This is a genomic window from Streptomyces sp. WZ.A104, assembly GCF_002382885.1.
Taxonomy (GTDB): domain Bacteria; phylum Actinomycetota; class Actinomycetes; order Streptomycetales; family Streptomycetaceae; genus Streptomyces.
Genome location: NZ_NWVL01000080.1, coordinates 17,411 through 33,998, shown reverse-complemented (window position 1 = coordinate 33,998; position 16,588 = coordinate 17,411). Strand labels below are relative to the sequence as shown.

Here is a 16,588-nt window from a genome sequence, read left to right as displayed (position 1 = left end):
CGGCCAGTGCGCGCCAGGCGTCCCGGCGGGCCTGGCGCACGGTTTCCCGGGCCGTGGCGAGGGCCGAGCGGGCGGCGCGGCCCGCCTCGACGGCGGCGCGCCGCGCCGGGGCCCACAAGGCGTCGCGCACGAAATGGCCGACCGGGGTGCACACGGTGCGGTACGCCCAGGAGGCCGGGGCGCCGATCAGGTGCCGGGCGAGCCAGGCGAGGCCCCGGCCGACCGCGCGGGAGAGGTATCCGGCGATGCGCCAGGCGACCTCGGCGGCGTCCGCGATCTCCCGGCCGACGGGGGTGAGGACGCGGCGGTAGGTCCAGGAGGCCGGGGCCACGATCAACGTCATGGCCAGCCGTACGGCGACGGCTCCCAGGCCCCGGCCGACCGCCGCGATCCCCTGCCACAGGAGCCCGGCGGTCCAGGCGACGCCCCGCCCGAGGGCTGCGAGGAGCCAGGCCGCGCCGTGGCCGATCGGGGTCAGGACGTTGCCGTACAGCCAGACCAGCGGGACGACCACGCCGTACCGGACCACCGGTACGAGTACGTACCGCCACAGGACGGCCGAGGGCAGGACGAGGAGCACGGCGAGCAGCCAGACGGCGCCCCGGCCCGCCTTCGTGAGCAGCCAGCCGGTGCCCTGGCCGGCCTTCGTGAGCAGCCAGACCACGCCGGTCCCGAAGCCGCGTGCCACCGGGGCCAGCAGGGCGGTGCCGATCCAGCGCAGGCCGTGCCCGAGCGGGGTGAGGACCGAGGTGTACAGCCACCTCAGCGGCTTGAGCACCAAGGTGCCGATCAGCCACCCCACGGCCCAGCCGATGGAGCCGAACAACCACTCCAGGCCCCGCCCCAGGGCACCGGCCGAGGCTTCGAGCGCCCGCCGGGCCGGGGGCAGCACGGTCCGGTCGAGGGCGTGCCAGCCGGCGGCCAGCAGGTCCCAGGCCATGCGGACGGGCAGGACCACGACCAGCACCACGATGCGCACCGGAATCCTGATCAGCCGGGTCAGGGCGGTCTCGGGCGCGTACCGGTCGAGTGCCTGGTCGTGGCTGCTGTCGTCCATGCCGTGAATGACGCACAGGCCCGGTCGGCGGTTGCCGGACCGGGCCTGCTCCGGTGCTCGGGGACGCGTTACTTGTTGACCACGCTCAGCGGGAGCAGCTTCTTGCCCGTCGGGCCGATCTGGATGTCCAGGTCGAGCTGCGGGCAGACGCCGCAGTCGAAGCAGGGGGTCCAGCGGCAGTCCTCGACCTCGGTCTCGTCGAGCGCGTCCTGCCAGTCCTCCCACAGCCAGTCCTTGTCGAGGCCGGAGTCGAGGTGGTCCCAGGGCAGGACCTCCTCGTAGGTGCGCTCGCGGGTGGTGTACCAGGCGACGTCGACGCCGTACTCGGGGAGCGTCTTCTCCGCGCAGTTCATCCAGAGGTCGTAGCTGAAGTGCTCGCGCCAGCCGTCGAAGCGGCCGCCGGACTCGTAGACCGCGCGGATGACGGAGCCGACCCGGCGGTCGCCGCGCGAGAGGAGTCCCTCGACGACGCCGGGCTTGCCGTCGTGGTAGCGGAAGCCGATGGAGCGGCCGTACTTCTTGTCCCCGCGGATCTTGTCCCGGAGCTTCTTCAGCCGGGCGTCGGTCTCCTCGGCGGAGAGCTGCGGGGCCCACTGGAAGGGGGTGTGCGGCTTGGGCACGAAGCCGCCGATGGAGACGGTGCAGCGGATGTCGTTCTGCCCGGAGACCTCGCGGCCCTTGGCGATGACGTTGACCGCCATGTCGCCGATCTGCAGGACGTCCTCGTCGGTCTCGGTGGGCAGGCCGCACATGAAGTACAGCTTCACCTGACGCCAGCCGTTGCCGTACGCCGTGGAGACCGTGCGGATCAGGTCCTCCTCCGAGACCATCTTGTTGATGACCTTGCGCATGCGCTCGGAGCCGCCCTCGGGGGCGAAGGTGAGACCGGAGCGGCGGCCGTTGCGGGTCAGCTCGTTGGCCAGGTCCACGTTGAACGCGTCGACGCGGGTGGAGGGCAGTGAGAGGCCGACCTTGTCCTCGGTGTAGCGGTCGGCGAGGCCCTTGGCGATGTCGCCGATCTCACTGTGGTCCGCGGAGGAGAGGGAGAGCAGGCCGACCTCTTCGAAGCCGGTCGCCTTGAGGCCCTTGTCGACCATCTCGCCGATGCCGGTGATGCTTCGCTCCCGCACGGGGCGCGTGATCATGCCGGCCTGGCAGAAACGGCAGCCGCGGGTGCAGCCGCGGAAGATCTCCACGGACATCCGCTCGTGCACGGTCTCCGCGAGCGGGACGAGGGGCTGCTTGGGGTAGGGCCACTCGTCGAGGTCCATCACCGTGTGCTTGGAGACCCGCCACGGCACGCCGGACCGGTTGGGCACGACGCGGCCGATACGGCCGTCGGGGAGGTACTCGACGTCGTAGAAGCGCGGGACGTAGACGCCGCCGGTCTTCGACAGCCGGAAGAGCACCTCGTCGCGGCCGCCGGGGCGGCCCTCGGCCTTCCAGGCGCGGATGATCTCGGTGATCTCCAGGACGGCCTGCTCGCCGTCGCCGATGACCGCGCAGTCGATGAAGTCCGCGATCGGCTCGGGGTTGAACGCGGCGTGGCCGCCCGCGAGGACGATCGGGTGGTCCACGTCACGGTCCTTGGACTCCAGCGGGATGCCCGCGAGGTCCAGGGCGGTGAGCATGTTGGTGTAGCCGAGCTCGGTGGAGAAGCTCAGCCCGAAGACGTCGAACGCGCCGACGGGGCGGTGGCTGTCCACGGTGAACTGCGGCACGCCGTGCTCGCGCATCAGCGCTTCGAGGTCCGGCCAGACGCTGTACGTGCGCTCGGCGAGGACGCCCTCGCGTTCGTTGAGTACCTCGTAGAGGATCATGACGCCCTGGTTGGGGAGTCCGACCTCGTAGGCGTCGGGGTACATGAGGGTCCAGCGGACGTCGCAGCTGTCCCACTCCTTGACGGTGGAGTTCAGCTCACCGCCGACGTACTGGATGGGCTTCTGCACATGCGGGAGCAGAGCTTCGAGCTGTGGGAAGACCGATGCGGCAGACATCTCGCGAACCTTCGTGAGCCGGCAGGGGTGACCATCCAGCGTACCCCGGTCAGCGGTGCCCCAGATCCGCCCGCAGTGCCGGGGCCGAGGCCCGGGCCCACACCTCGGGCAGCTCGCGCTCCCTGGCGTCGGCGGCCGCCTCCTCCTGGCCGTACAGGAGGCCCCAGGTGAAGGCGGACTCTCCCGCCGCATGTGCCTGGATGCCGAGGGTGCGCAGGGCCTCGCGGGCGACGACGCTGTCCTGGTGGTCGCCGAGGACGGTCTGCACGGCCTTCATCCGTTCGGCGAAGCGCTTGGCGGGGCCGCCGAGCGCGCCTCTGGCCGCCTCCCCCGCGTACCGGGCGCGTTTGGCGGCCTTGCGGGCCTCGTGCATCGCGGTGTCCCGCTCGGGCCCCGGCGGCCGGTCGAGGGCGTGGCCGATGCGGGTGGCGAGGCGGCCGTAGTCCTTGAGCAGCGCGCGGGGCAGCGCCTTGTCGGGATTGCGGGACGCGGCGGGGCGCAGGGGCGGGTCGGCGGCGAGCGCGTCGAGGGTGTCCAGGAGCGCCAGATACCGCTTCCCGTCCAGTACGTCGATGATCCTGCGGCGCGATCCGGTGCGGCGGGCGGCCGACCAGGCGCGGAGCCGGCCGCGCACCGGCCCGAGGGCCAGGGCGCCGGGCAGGGCCTCGATCCGGCTGCTGAGCCGGTCGTCCAGGACCTCCTGGTCGCGGTCGACGCCGAGTTCGGCGGCCAGCCACTTGAGCTCGGCGCCGACGGGGTCGGTGACCTCGCGGTCGAGGACCTTCCCGTACGTCTTGAAGGCGCTGCGCAGCCGCCGGGTGGCGACGCGCATCCTGTGCACGGAGTCGGGCAGGTCGCGGCGGACGGCGGGGTCGAGGTCGACGATCGCGCGGATCTGTTTCCGTACGTAGGCGAGGACGTGGTCGCCCGTGGTCCGGGGCTCGTCCCGATCCGGCCGCTTCCCCTGGCGTACGGGCCCCGTCTCGGCCAGGGCGCGGGCCAGTTTGGAGGCGGATTCCGCGGGGCGCACCCCGGCCTTGCGGAGCCGCTTCTCGACGGCGTCCAGGAAGGCCGGGTCACCGTCGTCGGCCAGCTCGACCTCGATCTCGGTCCAGGTGGCCGTGGTGCCGCTCCCCTCCCCCGCGAGGCGTTCGGCGAGCACCGTGTCGACGCTGACCTCGGCGAGAAGCGTGCCGTCGGCGGCCAGCAGGTGGTGGACGTCACGGGAGGACAGCAGCCGGACGACGGGGGCGAGCTCGGCGTGGCGGACCCGGGAGCGGAGCAGGGCGGCCAGCGGGCGGGGCAGGGTGTCGGCGAGGGGTTCGTGGATCTCGTCCCGGATGCCGGTGGCGACGGGGAACTTCAGGTGCCAGCCCGCGTCGGACCCGCCGGTCCTGCGGCGCAGGGTGAGGGCATCGGCGGCGAGGCGGAGGTCGGCGGTGTCGTAGTAGACGGCGTCCAGCTCGGTCCGGCCGCGCGGGACCACCCGGCCGACTCCGGCCGCCCGGCCGAGGTCGGGCAGCCGGGTGGCGTCGGTGGCCTCGTACTTCCGCTCGATCTCGCGCTTGGTGTCCGCCATATACCGGCTCCTACCCCTTGCGGGGCCGGTTCAGGCAGACATCGGCCGTTGCACCCTGATCGACTGGAGGAGTCCGATCGCGATCCAGACGGCGAACATCGAGGACCCTCCGTAGGAGACGAAGGGCAGCGGCAGTCCGGCGACCGGCATGATGCCGAGCGTCATGCCGATGTTCTCGAAGGCCTGGAAGGCGAACCAGGCGATGATCCCGGCGGCGACGACCGTGCCGTACAGCTCGGTCGTCTCGCGGGCGATCCGGCAGGCGCGCCACAGGACGACGCCCAGGAGCAGGATGATCAGCCCGGCGCCGAGGAAGCCCAGCTCCTCACCGGCGACGGTGAAGACGAAGTCGGTCTGCTGCTCGGGGACGAACTGGCCGGTGGTCTGGGTGCCCTGGAAGAGCCCCGTGCCGGTGAGTCCGCCGGAGCCGATCGCGATCCGGGCCTGGTTGGTGTTGTAGCCGACGCCCGCCGGGTCGAGCGCCGGGTTGGCGAAGGCGGCGAAGCGGGCGATCTGGTAGTCGTCGAGCAGCCCCAGCTGCCAGACGGCGACGGCCCCGCCCGCGCCCGCGCCGAGGAGGCCGAAGACCCAGCGGTTGGAGGCGCCGGAGGCCAGCAGCACGCCGAGGACGATGACGGCCATGACCATCACCGAGCCGAGGTCCGGCATCAGCATGACGACGGCCATGGGGATCGCCGCGAGGCCGAGCGCCTTGGCGACGGTGCGGTGGTCGGGGTGGGCCTGGTCGCCCGCGTCGACGCGGGCGGCCAGCAGCATCGCCATCACCAGAATGATGGTGATCTTGGTGAACTCGGAGGGCTGGATCGAGAAGCCGGCCGGGAGCTTGATCCACGCGTGGGCGCCGTTGATCGTGGTGCCGAGCGGGGTGAGGACGGCCATGACCAGCAGCACGGAGGCGCCGTAGAGGACCGGGACGGCGCCGCGCAGGGTGCGGTGGCCGAGCCAGATCGTGGCGGTCATCAGGATGAGGCCGATGCCGGTGTTCAGGGCGTGCCGGAGGAGGAAGAAGTACGGGTCGCCCTGGGTGAGGTGGTCGCGGTTGCGGGTCGCGGACCAGACCAGCAGCGCACCGAGGAAGGAGAGCGCGAGCGATGCCCCGAGCAGCGGCCAGTCCAGCCGCCGTGCGAGGGAGTCGCGGGCGGTCAGCTTGGCCCAGGAGCCCTCGTCGGGGCCGTAACGGGAGACGGAGAATCCACCTGCCATCAGGGTTGCCTCCCCGTGGTCGCCGGTGATCCGGTGAGTCCCGGCTGGCCCGTGGGCTGCACGGGCAGTTGTTGTTCCGGCTCCACCGGCTGTCCTTCCGGCTCGACCGGGGTGGGGTCGTAGGGCTCGACCTTCGGGGCGTGGATCGAGCCGTCCGGCTCGATCTTGGGCAGCGCTTTCTGGGGCTTCGGCAGCAGGGCCCTCTTCAGGTCCTGGTTGCCCTCGGCGTCGAGGCCGTAGAGCGCGTCGTAGATCTTGCGCACGGCGGGCCCGGAGGCACCGGAGCCGGTGCCGGCCTGGGAGATCGTCATGACGATCGTGTAGTCGTCGGTGTAGGTCGCGAACCACGAGGTGGTCTGCTTGCCGTACACCTGGGCGGTGCCGGTCTTGGCCCGCATCGGGATCTTGTCCTGCGGCCAGCCGCCGAACCGCCAGGCGGCGGTGCCGCCGGGCTCGACCACCGAGCGCAGGCCCTTGTCGAGGTCCTTGATGGTCTGGGCGTCGACCGGCAGCTTCCCGGTGACCTTGGGCTTGATCTCCCGGACGTTCTTGCCGTCGGGGCTGATCACGGCTTTGCCGACGGTGGGGGCGTGGAGGGTGCCGCCGTTGCTGATGGCGGCGTAGGCGGTGGCCATCTGGATGGGGGTGACGAGGACGTCCCCCTGCCCGATCGCGTAGTTGATGCTGTCGTAGGCCTTGAGCTGGTTGCCTTCGAGGCAGTTCTCGTAGGCGATCTGCTGGACGTAGGTGCCGCCCTTCTTGCCCTGCTTGCACCAGGCGTCCTTGTTCGCCTTCCAGAAGTCCCGCTTCCACTCGCGGTCGGGGATGCGCCCCTTGACCTCGTTGGGCAGGTCGATGCCGGTCTCGGAGCCGAGCCCGAAGTCACGGGCGGTGCGGTAGAACCAGTCCTTGGCGTCCTTCTTCGGCTTTATGCCGCCGTCCCGCACCCACTCCTCGTGGCCGAGGCGGTAGAAGACGGTGTTGCAGGAGTACTTGAGCGCGTCGCCGAGGGTGATGGGGCCGTGCCCCTTGGACTCGAAGTTGGCGAAGGTCTGGCTGCCGAGGCTGTAGGAGCTGCTGCAGTTGTAGCGGTCGTTGAAGTCGTGCCCGGCCCGCACGGCGGCGCTGGCCGAGACCACCTTGAAGATCGATCCGGCGGGCGCCTGGCCCTGGATGCCCCGGTTGAGCAGCGGGTAGTTGGACTTCTCGCTGGTGAGCTTGGCGTACTCCTTGCCGGAGATGCCGCCGACCCAGGCGTTGGGGTCGTAGTCGGGCTGGGAGGCCATCGACACGATGCGGCCGGTCTTCGACTCCATGACGACGACGGCGCCGGAGTCGGCCTCGTACTTCCGTCCGGTGATCTTGTCGGTCTCGCCGCGCATCTTCTTCATGGCGGCGGCGAGCTCGTACTCGGCCACCGCCTGAACGCGTGCGTCGAGGCTCGTGACGAGGCTGGAGCCGGACACCGCCGGGTCGTTCTCCGCCTCGCCCAGGACGCGGCCGAGGTTGTCGACCTCGTAGCGGGTGACGCCCGCCTTGCCGCGCAGTTCCTTGTCGTACGTGCGCTCCAGGCCGGAGCGGCCGACCTGGTCGGAGCGGAGGTAGGGCGACGGGCCGTCCTGCGCCTCCTGGATCTCCTCGTCGGTGACGGGCGACAGATAGCCGAGGACCTGTGCGGTCCTCGCCTTGCCGGGTGCGGTGTAGCGGCGTACGGCGGTGGGTTCGGCGGTGATGCCGGGGAAGTCCTCGGCCCGCTCGCGGATCTGGAGTGCCTGCTGGGTGGTGGCCTCGTCGGTGACCGGGATCGGCTGGTAGGGCGAGCCGTTCCAGCAGGGCTGGGGGGTCTTGGAGTCGCAGAGGCGGATCTTTTCCTGGACGTCCTTCGGCTTCATGTTCAGGACGTCGGCGAGCCGGGTGAGGACCTCGACGCCGTCGTCCTTCATCTTCAGCAGCTCGGTGCGGCTGGCGGAGACGACGAGCCGGGTCTCGTTGTCGGCGAGCGGTACGCCCCGGGCGTCGAGGATCGAGCCGCGTACGGCGGGCTGGACGACCTGCTGCACCCCGTTGCCCGCGGCCTCGGCGGTGTACTCGTCGCCGTTGCGGATCTGGAGGTACCAGAGGCGGCCGCCGAGGGTGAGCAGCAGGGAGAAGACGAGGACCTGGATGACGATGAGCCGGATCTGGACCCGCTGGGTCCGCCCGGTCTCGGGGATGTTGCTCACAGGACGCCCCCGGTGGTGGTTCGGCCGGGGGTACGGGAGGCGTCCCCCGGGAAGCACAGCCTCACGCGGCGCCTCCGGTGCCCTCCGGTCGCGTACGGCTTCACAGTCGCTTGACCCCCTTGATGCGGCCCGCGCGGGAGGCCCGGTTGCGGGCGGCCTTGACGCGCAGCCCGCCGCGCTGGTTGCCGATCCGCAGCCCGGTGCCGGAGGAGAGCCAGCCCGCGGCGACGTCGTTGCTGCCACCGGAGGCCTCGGAGACCGGGTCGTTCTCCGTACGTCTGGCCAGCGCCATGATCAGCGGCACGGTGAAGGGCGCCAGCAGCAGATCGTAGACGGCGGCGGTGAACAGCAGGCCGCCCAGGCCCACATGGCGGGCGGACGTGTCGCCGACGAGCGCGCCGACGCCCGCGTAGAGCAGGGTCGAGCCGATCGCGGCTGCGACGACCACCGCCATCGGGGCGAAGGCCGACTTGAGCTGCCCGTTCTCCGGCCGGGCCAGGCCCGCGAGGTAGCCGATGACGCAGAGCACCAGGGCGTAGCGCCCGGCGGCGTGGTCGGCGGGCGGGGCCAGGTCGGCGAGGAGGCCCGCGCCGAAGCCGATGAGCGCGCCGCTGACGTGCCCGTACACGAAGGCGAGTCCGAGGACGGTGAGGAGCAGCAGGTCGGGGACGGCGCCCGGGAGCTGGAGGCGGGCGAGGACGGAGACCTGGAGGACCAGGGCGACGACGACCAGGGCGGTGGAGAGCAGAGTCCGGTTGAGGCGCATGGGGATCAGCTCTATTCCTCGTTGTCCGCGGTGCCGGGCTGGTTGTCGCCCGCCTGGTCTCCGGCGGCGTCACCGCCCTGCTGCTCGTTGATGTTGCCGACGACCTTGCCCGAGCCGTCGACGAGGTCCCCGTTGGGCTGGACGGTGACGGTGACGGTGGGGGTCGGCTTCGGCTTCGCCTTGACGGGCTGCTTGGGCAGGACCATGTCGCGGGGGTCCTCGCGCGGGGCCTGGACGACGACGCCGACGATGTCGAGTTTGGTGAACCCGACGTACGGCTTCACGTAGGCGGTCCGGGTCAGCGCGCCGCCGGAGGGGTCGACGCGGACCACCTCGCCGACCGGGACGCCGGGCACGAAGGGCTTGTCCTTGCTGGAGCCGAAGGTGACGAGCCGGTCGCCCTTCTTCACCTTCGCCTTGCCGTTGAGGAACTGCACCGACAACGGGCGCGTGCCCTGGCCGGTGGCGAAGCCGAGCTCGTCGGTCTTCTCCATCCGGGTGCCGACGGTGAAGTCGGGGTCGTTGGCGAGCAGGACCGTCGCGGTGCCGGGGCCCACGGTGGTGACCCGGCCGACCAGCCCCTCCCCGTTGAGGACGGTCATGTCGCGGCGGATGCCGTCATCGGAGCCGGCGTCGATGGTGATCGTCCAGGAGAAGCCCTGGGCCGCTCCTATGGCGATGACCTGGGCGCCCTTGATGCCGTACTGTCCGGCGCCGGCGTTCTTCAGCATGGCGTCGAGCTGGCGCACCCGGCTGTTGGTGCGGTCGTCGCTGCCGAGCCTGGCCTTCAGCGCGGCGTTCTCCTGCTCCAGGGTGGAGATCCGGTCGTGCCGGTTGCCGGAGTCCCGCACCGCGCCTATGGCGTTGCCCACCGGGTTGACCGCCGCCGCCACACCGTTCTCGACCGGGCCGAAGACCCTGGCGGCGGCGTGCCGCGCGCCGTCGACCGGTGACCCCTCGCCGCCCCGGATGTCCACCGTGATCAGGGCGAATGCGATGGCGATCAGCAGCACCAGGAGCAGCCGGCTCTCTCGTGTGTCCCTCACGTGCGGCGGCCGTGCCTTCCTCATCGGAATGTTCGTACCCGTCTGTACGCCTCCGCGGATGCCTCTGCGTCAGCACACGTACGGCAACGATCTGTATCAACGATCCGGCGTGCGGAGCAGTAGCGTCCGCACACCGGATCGGGTGGTGTTCTGCCCGCCCTAGCGGCGGGGCTGGGCGTCCAGCACCTGCTGGAGCGCCTCGAACTCCTCGACGCACTTGCCGGAGCCGAGCGCCACCGAGTCCAGCGGGTCCTCGGCGATGTGGATCGGCATGCCGGTCTCGCGGCGCAGCCGTTCGTCCAGGCCGCGCAGCATCGCGCCGCCGCCGGTGAGGACGATGCCACGGTCCATGATGTCGCCGGAGAGCTCGGGCGGGCACTTGTCGAGCGTCGTCTTCACGGCGTCGACGATCGCGTTGACCGGCTCCTCGATGGCCTTGCGGACCTCGGCGGCCGAGATGACGACCGTCTTGGGCAGCCCGGAGACCAGGTCGCGGCCGCGGATCTCGGTGTGCTCGTCCTTGTCCAGGTCGTACGCCGAACCGATGGTGATCTTGATCTGTTCGGCGGTCCGCTCACCGAGGAGGAGCGAGTACTCCTTCTTGATGTGCTGGATGATCGCGTTGTCCAGCTCGTCACCGGCGGTCCGGATCGACTGGGCAGTGACGATTCCGCCGAGCGAGATCACGGCGACCTCGGTGGTGCCGCCACCGATGTCGACGACCATGTTGCCGGTGGCCTCGTGGACCGGCAGACCGGAGCCGATCGCCGCCGCCATGGGCTCCTCGATGATGTGCACCTGGCGCGCGCCGGCCTGCGTGGACGCCTCGATGACCGCGCGGCGCTCGACCCCGGTGATACCGGAGGGCACACAGACGACGACGCGGGGGCGGGCCAGGTAGCGACGCTTGTGGATCTTGAGGATGAAGTAGCGGAGCATCCGCTCCGTGATCTCGAAGTCGGCGATCACGCCGTCCTTCAACGGCCGCACGGCAACGATGTTGCCCGGCGTGCGCCCGATCATCTTCTTGGCCTCGGAGCCGACCGCCAGAATTCCGCCGGTGTTGGTGTTGATGGCCACGACGGACGGCTCGTTCAGGACGATGCCGCGCCCCCTGACGTACACCAGCGTGTTGGCAGTCCCGAGGTCGATAGCCATGTCACGGCCGATGAACGACATTGAGTTCCCCTTGTTCCCCATGAGGATGCGTCGGGCCTTCCCAGGAAGCGGTGATGGCTTGTTCTGGTAGGCGAGGTTGGCGCTGCGGGCGTGGAAGCTTCCATCGTAGTGCCGTATGCACGGACACAGCGCGAGGGTCCTTCGCCAGTGTGAGCGGAACGGGTGCCCGTCCTACCCATGGTGACGTTATGTCGGAGGGATGCGTTCCCGCGATACCGAACCCTATGCCGAGGGGCGACCGAATTACTTCGGTCGCCCCAGGCGAACAGCGCTGTTTGGCCGATCGGGTCAGGAAAGTCCGGGGAAGAAAAGCTTCAGTTCTCGCTCTGCGGACTCCTCGGAGTCCGAGGCGTGGATGAGGTTCTCCCGGGTGATCGTGCCGAAGTCCCCGCGGATGGACCCGGGCGCGGCGGCGATCGGGTCGGTGGGGCCGGCCAGGGCGCGGACGCCCTCGATGACCCGCTCACCTTCGGCCACCAGGGCGACGACCGGGCCGGAGGCCATGAACTCCACGAGCGGCTCGTAGAAGGGGCGGCCCTTGTGCTCGCCGTAGTGCTGCTCCAGCGTCTCCTGGTCCAGGGTGCGCAGCTCCAGCGCGGTGATGCGCCAGTCGGCCTTCCGCTCGATGCGACCGACGATCTCGCCGATCAGGCCACGGCGGACGGCGTCGGGCTTGAGCAGGACGAGGGTGCGCTGAGTCATGTGCGGCTCCTTGCAAGGCCAGGCATTACGGGTGCGGTGAGGGCGAGATTACAGGGGTACGGGAACGGCTCGGCGCCCGGGTTCACCCAGGGTCACCTTCGGGCCCCGGGTCGAGTCGCCTCAGGCCGTGGCCTCGCCGGCCTCCTGCTGGGCGGCCCAGCGGGCCTTCGCCTCGTCGACCTTGCGGCCGTAGTGGACCGAGGCCCACCACAGCCCGCCGAAGACCAGCCCCAGGATGAACATCATCGGGACCACGAAGCCGCTGAGGACCAGCGCGATCTGGAGCGCCCAGCCCAGCTGGACACCGCCGGGGCGGGTGATCACTCCGCACAGCAGCACGGACAGCGCCATGCCGACGCCGCACACCGTCCAGACCGCGGCCATGGAGACGTCGTCCAGCTTCATCGCCACGAGACCGGCGAAGCCGATCACGAAGAACTCACCGATCAGCGTCGAGGAGCAGAGCGTACGCATCCTTCTCCTCAGCCCCTTCCCAGCAGCAGCCGGGCCTCGCCGACCGTGATCACCGATCCGGTCACCAGCACTCCGGCGCCCGCGTACTCGTCGTCCTCCTCGGCCAGCGTGATCGCCGCCTCCAGGGCGTCGTCGAGGCGCGGCTCGACCTGGACGCGGTCGTCGCCGAAGACCTCGACGGCGATCGCGGCCAGCTCGTCCGCGTCCATCGCGCGGTCGGTGGAGTTCTGCGTGACGACGATCTCGGCGAAGATCGGCTCGAAGGCCTCAAGCAGCCCGCGCACGTCCTTGTCGCCGCTCGTGCCGACCACACCGATCAGCCGGGAGAAGCTGAACGCCTCGGAGATCCCCTCGGAAGCCGCCCTGGCCCCGGCCGGGTTGTGCGCGGCGTCCAGCACGACGGTCGGGCTGGAGCGCACGACCTCCAGGCGGCCGGGCGAGAGCACCGAGGCGAACGCCTTGCGGATCGCGTCGACGTCGAGCGAGCGGGCCTGCTCGGCGCCGATGCCGAAGAACGCCTCGACGGCGGCGAGCGCGACGGCCGCGTTGTGCGCCTGGTGCGCCCCGTACAGCGGGAGGAAGACGTCCTCGTACTCGCCACCGAGTCCGCGCAGGGTGAGCAGCTGTCCGCCGACCGCGATCTCGCGGGAGGCGACGCCGAACTCCATGCCCTCGCGGGCCACGGTGGCGTCCACCTCGACGGCCTTCTTCAGCATGACCTGCGCGGCGTCCACCGGCTGCTGGGCCAGGATGACCGTGGCGCCCTGCTTGATGACCCCGGCCTTCTCCCCGGCGATCTCGGCGGGCGTGGTGCCGAGCCGGTCGGTGTGGTCCAGCGAGATCGGGGTGACGACGGCGACGGTGGAATCGATGACGTTGGTGGCGTCCCAGGTGCCGCCCATGCCGACCTCGACGACCGCGACGTCGACGGGCGCGTCGGCGAAGGCCGCGTACGCCATACCGGTGAGCACCTCGAAGAAGGAGAGCCGGTAGGGCTGCTGGGCGTCGACCATCTCGACGTACGGCTTGATGTCCTCATACGTCTCGATGAACCGCTCGGGCTCGATCGGGGAGCCGTCCAGGCTGATCCGCTCGGTGATCGACTGGACGTGCGGGGAGGTGTAGCGGCCGGTGCGCAGCTCGAAGGCGTTGAGCAGGGCCTCGATCATGCGGGCCGTGCTGGTCTTGCCGTTCGTGCCGGTGATGTGGATGGAGGGGTAGGCGCGCTGCGGCTCGCCGAGGACGTCCATCAGCGCGGCGATGCGCGTGACGGACGGCTCCAGCTTGGTCTCGCCCCAGCGTCCGGCGAGCTCCTGCTCCACGGCGCGCAGCGCCTTGTCGGTCTCGGGGTCGGCGGGGCGGGCAGGGACCGCTTCGCCCTGGGGGTGGCCCGAGTGGGTGCGCAGCGTGCGGCTCCCGGCCTCGATCACCGCCAGGTCGGGGTCGCGCTGGGTCGCCTCGTCGACGATCCCCTCGAAGGTGTCGTCGGGATCGGGCGCGTCGTGCCGGTCTGAAGGGCGGGGCTCACTCACGGGGCCAGTCTACGGATGGCCACCGACATCGCACGCAGCGCCCGGCACGGTAAGCCCTGAGGGAGCGGCGGGGCGCCGAAGACGTACGGCGAAGCCCCCGCATCCCGGTCGGTCGGGGTGCGGGGGCTTCGCGGTCAGCACATCAGCTCTGCGGGAGGGCCGCCAGCTGGGCGCCGATCCGCTCGATGTCGGCCTCGGCCTTGGCGAGCCGGCCGCGGATCTTGTCGACCACGTTGTCCGGTGCCTTGGCCAGGAAGGCCTCGTTGCCGAGCTTGCCCTCTGCCTGGGCCTTCTCCTTGCGGGCCGCCTCCAGGTCCTTCGTGAGGCGCTTGCGCTCGGCCGCCACGTCGATCGTGCCGGACAGGTCCAGGGCGACGGTGGCCCCGGCGACCGGGAGGGACGCGGTGGCGCTGAAGCCGTCCCCGGGAGCCTCCAGGCGCAGCACCTGACGGATGGCCGCCTCGTGCGGGGCGAGTGCGGTGCCGGTCAGGGTCAGCTCGGCCGGGACCTTCTGGCCGGGCTTGAGCCCCTGGTCGCCCTTGAAGCGGCGGACCTCGGTGACGACCTGCTGGACGAGCTCGATCTCCTTCTCGGCCGCCTCGTCACGGAAGCCGGAGTCCGCGGGCCACTCGGCGACGACGACGGACTCGCCTCCGGTCAGCGTGGTCCACAGGGTCTCCGTGACGAAGGGGACGATCGGGTGAAGGAGGCGCAGGGTGACGTCGAGGACCTCGCCGAGGACCCGGCCGGAGACCTTGGCCTGCTCGCCTCCCGCGAAGAACGTCGTCTTGGACAGCTCGACGTACCAGTCGAAGACCTCGTCCCACGCGAAGTGGTAGAGCGCGTCGGAGATCTTCGCGAACTGGAAGTCGTCGTAGAAGCGGTCGACGTCGGCGACGGTCTCGTTGAGGCGGGACAGGATCCAGCGGTCGGTGGCCGTCATCGCGGACGGGTCCGGGAGCGGTCCCTCGACCGTCGCGCCGTTCATCAGGGCGAACCGGGTGGCGTTCCAGATCTTGTTGGCGAAGTTCCGGGAGGCCTTGACCCAGTCCTCGCCGATCGGGACGTCGGCGCCCGGGTTGGCGCCGTTGGCCAGGGTGAAGCGGACGGCGTCGGAGCCGTAGGCGTCCATCCAGTCGATCGGGTCGACCGCGTTCGGGTTGGACTTCGACATCTTCTTGCCGAACTCGTCGCGGACGAGACCGGTGAGGGCGACCGTCTTGAACGGGATCTCGCCGTCCATCGCGTACAGGCCGAACATCATCATCCGGACGACCCAGAAGAAGATGATGTCGTGGCCGGTGAGCAGGACGTCCGTGGAGTAGAACTTCTCCAGGTCCGGAGTCTGTTCCGGCCAGCCGAGCGTGGAGAACGGCCACAGGCCCGAGGAGAACCAGGTGTCGAGGACGTCCTCGTCCTGGATCCAGCCCTCGCCGGTGGGCGGCTCCTCGTCGGGGCCGACGCAGACGACCTCGCCGTTCGGGCCGTACCAGACGGGGATGCGGTGACCCCACCAGAGCTGGCGCGAGATGCACCAGTCGTTGAGGTTGTCGACCCAGTCGAAGTAGCGGCGCTCCAGCTCCTTGGGGTGGATGTCGACCCGGCCGTCACGGACCGCGTCGCCCGCGGCCGCGGCGAGCGTCTCGACCTTGACCCACCACTGGAGTGAGAGCCGCGGCTCGATGGTGGTCTTGCAGCGGGAGCAGTGCCCGACGGAGTGCATGTACGGGCGCTTCTCCGCGACGACCCGGCCCTGCTCGCGCAGCGCCTCGACGATCGCGGAACGTGCCTCGAAGCGGTCCAGGCCCTCGAAGGGACCGGGGACCGTGATGACACCGCGTCCGTCCATGATCGTGACCGACTCCAGGCCGTGGCGCTGGCCGATGGCGAAGTCGTTGGGGTCGTGGGCCGGGGTGACCTTGACCGCGCCGGTGCCGAACTCCGGGTCGACGTGGGTGTCGGCGACGACCGGGATGGTCCGGTCGGTCAGCGGCAGCTTGATGCGCTTGCCGATGAGATGGGCGTAGCGCTCGTCGTCGGGGTGGACGGCGACTGCGGTGTCACCGAGCATCGTCTCGACGCGGGTGGTCGCGACGACCAGTGTCTCGTCCCCCTCGCCGTACTTCAGGGAGACCAGCTCGCCGGCGTCGTCCTGGTGGTCGACCTCCGCGTCCGAGAGGGCCGTCATACAGCGCGGGCACCAGTTGATGATGCGCTCGGCGCGGTAGATCATGCCGTCGTCGAACAGGTTCTTGAAGATCGTCTGGACGGCGCGGGACAGGCCCTCGTCCATGGTGAACCGCTCGCGCGACCAGTCCAGGCCCGCGCCGAGGCGCCGCAACTGGCCGAGGATGCGCCCGCCGTACTCTTCCTTCCACTGCCAGGTCCGCTCGACGAACGCCTCACGGCCGATGTCGTGCCGCGACTTGCCCTCCTCGGCGAGCTGCTGCTCGACCTTGTTCTGGGTGGCGATGCCCGCGTGGTCCATGCCGGGCAGCCAGAGCGTCTCGAAGCCCTGCATCCGCTTGCGGCGGGTGAGTGCGTCCATCAGCGTGACCTGGAAAGCGTGGCCCAGGTGGAGGGCGCCGGTGACGTTGGGCGGCGGGATGACGATGGTGTACGGAGGCTTCTCGCTCTTCGCGTCGGCCTCGAAGTAACCGCGCTCCACCCAGCGCTCGTACAGCTTCCCCTCTACGTCGGCCGGCGTGTACGTGGTCGGCAGTTCGGGGTTGCTGGCTGGCTGCTGCGATGAGTTCTCGGTCACGGAGACAGTTTAGGGCCGTCACAGTCCTGCATTGAAACGGGTTGTT

At 70.5% G+C, this 16,588-nt stretch carries 12 protein-coding genes; all 12 read right to left on the bottom strand.

Features of this window, described 5'->3' with window-relative positions:
* On the bottom strand, positions 1–1,057 hold a 1,057-nt coding region (locus tag CIB93_RS31160), incomplete at its 3' end, for a hypothetical protein (protein ID WP_096631756.1).
* A gap of 68 nt (positions 1,058–1,125) precedes the next feature.
* Positions 1,126–3,054 (bottom strand): TIGR03960 family B12-binding radical SAM protein, encoded by a 1,929-nt coding sequence (locus tag CIB93_RS31155; RefSeq protein ID WP_096631755.1) that lies wholly within the window; start codon positions 3,052–3,054, stop codon positions 1,126–1,128.
* Positions 3,055–3,103: 49 nt separating this feature from the next.
* Positions 3,104–4,633, bottom strand: coding sequence for a CYTH and CHAD domain-containing protein (locus CIB93_RS31150; protein ID WP_096631754.1), 1,530 nt, complete (start codon positions 4,631–4,633; stop codon positions 3,104–3,106).
* Positions 4,634–4,663: 30 nt separating this feature from the next.
* Entirely contained in the window at positions 4,664–5,857 is a 1,194-nt protein-coding gene (gene rodA, locus CIB93_RS31145; protein WP_096631752.1) for a rod shape-determining protein RodA, read from the bottom strand.
* On the bottom strand, positions 5,857–8,079 hold the full coding sequence (mrdA, locus tag CIB93_RS31140) for a penicillin-binding protein 2 (protein WP_096631751.1): 2,223 nt from the start codon (positions 8,077–8,079) through the stop codon (positions 5,857–5,859). The genes rodA and mrdA overlap by 1 nt, the downstream gene beginning before the upstream one ends.
* A 100-nt stretch (positions 8,080–8,179) precedes the next feature.
* Positions 8,180–8,845, bottom strand: coding sequence for a rod shape-determining protein MreD (gene mreD, locus CIB93_RS31135; RefSeq protein WP_096631750.1), 666 nt, complete (start codon positions 8,843–8,845; stop codon positions 8,180–8,182).
* Between the two features lie 11 nt (positions 8,846–8,856).
* Positions 8,857–9,891 (bottom strand): rod shape-determining protein MreC, encoded by a 1,035-nt coding sequence (mreC, locus tag CIB93_RS31130; RefSeq protein ID WP_096631749.1) that lies wholly within the window; start codon positions 9,889–9,891, stop codon positions 8,857–8,859.
* A 159-nt stretch (positions 9,892–10,050) separates the two neighbouring features.
* Positions 10,051–11,070, bottom strand: a complete 1,020-nt coding sequence (locus CIB93_RS31125) for a rod shape-determining protein (RefSeq protein WP_018487160.1) — start codon at positions 11,068–11,070, stop codon at positions 10,051–10,053.
* A 288-nt stretch (positions 11,071–11,358) separates the two neighbouring features.
* Positions 11,359–11,772, bottom strand: coding sequence for a nucleoside-diphosphate kinase (ndk, locus tag CIB93_RS31120; protein ID WP_096631747.1), 414 nt, complete (start codon positions 11,770–11,772; stop codon positions 11,359–11,361).
* Positions 11,773–11,892: 120 nt separating this feature from the next.
* Positions 11,893–12,246, bottom strand: a complete 354-nt coding sequence (locus CIB93_RS31115; RefSeq protein ID WP_096631746.1) for a DUF4233 domain-containing protein — start codon at positions 12,244–12,246, stop codon at positions 11,893–11,895.
* A gap of 8 nt (positions 12,247–12,254) precedes the next feature.
* Positions 12,255–13,778, bottom strand: a complete 1,524-nt coding sequence (locus tag CIB93_RS31110) for a folylpolyglutamate synthase/dihydrofolate synthase family protein (protein ID WP_096631744.1) — start codon at positions 13,776–13,778, stop codon at positions 12,255–12,257.
* 142 nt (positions 13,779–13,920) lie between these two features.
* The gene (locus CIB93_RS31105) at positions 13,921–16,542 is read right to left on the bottom strand and encodes a valine--tRNA ligase (RefSeq protein WP_096631743.1); all 2,622 of its coding nucleotides are present in this window, start codon (positions 16,540–16,542) and stop codon (positions 13,921–13,923) included.
* Positions 16,543–16,588 lie beyond the last annotated feature (46 nt).

What these genes read in the sequence shown, in the direction of transcription:
- rodA (WP_096631752.1), bottom strand. Translation starts at nt 5,857, where the DNA reads ATGGCAGGTGGATTCTCCGTCTCCCGTTACGGCCCCGACGAGGGCTCC.
- ndk (WP_096631747.1), bottom strand. Translation starts at nt 11,772, where the DNA reads ATGACTCAGCGCACCCTCGTCCTGCTCAAGCCCGACGCCGTCCGCCGT.
- CIB93_RS31150 (WP_096631754.1), bottom strand. Translation starts at nt 4,633, where the DNA reads ATGGCGGACACCAAGCGCGAGATCGAGCGGAAGTACGAGGCCACCGAC.
- CIB93_RS31115 (WP_096631746.1), bottom strand. Translation starts at nt 12,246, where the DNA reads ATGCGTACGCTCTGCTCCTCGACGCTGATCGGTGAGTTCTTCGTGATC.
- CIB93_RS31125 (WP_018487160.1), bottom strand. Translation starts at nt 11,070, where the DNA reads ATGTCGTTCATCGGCCGTGACATGGCTATCGACCTCGGGACTGCCAAC.
- CIB93_RS31155 (WP_096631755.1), bottom strand. Translation starts at nt 3,054, where the DNA reads ATGTCTGCCGCATCGGTCTTCCCACAGCTCGAAGCTCTGCTCCCGCAT.
- mreD (WP_096631750.1), bottom strand. Translation starts at nt 8,845, where the DNA reads ATGCGCCTCAACCGGACTCTGCTCTCCACCGCCCTGGTCGTCGTCGCC.